This window comes from Acinetobacter ihumii (assembly GCF_900625095.1).
Lineage (GTDB): Bacteria > Pseudomonadota > Gammaproteobacteria > Pseudomonadales > Moraxellaceae > Acinetobacter > Acinetobacter ihumii.
The window spans coordinates 1-1,007 of record NZ_LR130768.1; the positions used below are offsets into that span (position 1 = coordinate 1).

The 1,007-nt window shown below is 46.4% G+C and carries 1 protein-coding gene; it reads right to left on the bottom strand.

What is annotated here, in order from left to right:
* A partial coding sequence (gene mobQ / locus E0D95_RS15190; protein ID WP_165443270.1) for a MobQ family relaxase occupies positions 1–792 on the bottom strand: 792 nt, incomplete at its 3' end.
* Between the last annotated feature and the right edge of the window lie 215 nt (positions 793–1,007).

The following is a 1,007-nucleotide window of genomic DNA, read 5'->3' on the forward strand; positions in this document are numbered from 1 at the left end:
TGTTTTCAGTGTGCTGAGTTTTATCTCATTTTCAGCAATTAGAACGCCCATATTTTTGTCGTATTGCAACTGAGCCTGATTTCTCTGTTTGATTTCATCATTGCTTCGGCTGATTTCGGTTTCGATGCCTCTTCTACGTAGTTCGGTGACTTTCGGTCCTTCGTGCAGGGTGGCTTCCAGGCCATTCTCCTGGTCTTTGTAGCTGCGGTGGTCGACCCGGGCTGTGGATCCGGCCAGATCCAGGTGCACATTGCAGATATCGGCAAAGTGTTCACGCCAGTGATCGATTTCTCCACTGTGTTTCTGATCGAGTTCCCGGGTTTTCTCTGTAAAACCTTCTGGCGTAAGTTTACGTGTGCTCATTAGGATATGGGCGTGATAATTGCGCTCATCACTGCCGGATCCGGTATGCGGTGCATGAATACAGGCATCGACTGCTACCTGATGTCTTTCCACGATGCTGGCACATAATTCTTCAAGCATGGCCAGACGTTGTTCCTGGTTCAGTTCACTTGGAAAGGCAATTTCAAATTCCCGGGCCACAGTCGAGTTTTTTCGGGTTTCCCGTTGTTCAACTTCGTTCCAGAGTTTTTCTCGATTTTTTAAATGCTGTGGTGCGCTTTCGGGTAAATAAATTTCTTTGTATTCCACACCAGTTTTTCGGCTGTAGTCATGTTCTCGGCCTTCACGTTCACAATAGATCTTTTCACCTGCCCGATAGGCAATCGCAGCAGTGGCGGAACGCCCTGCTGATCGTGCTACGGTTTTGACTGAAAAGTGGTAAATCGCCATGTCTATTTTTCGCTTTTAAATTTTCACGTAGTGAAATACAACCGTGAATACGGTTGTCGGGGTATTGGGGGAGACCCCAATCGGACTTGCAAACTTCGTTTGCATAAGTGCGCTCTTCGAGGAAAACATTACTATACATATAGCACCTTGAATGCATATTCAAGTGCGCTTATGTTAGGGATGGTTTCCCAGGATGATGGTATTGGATTAATGAG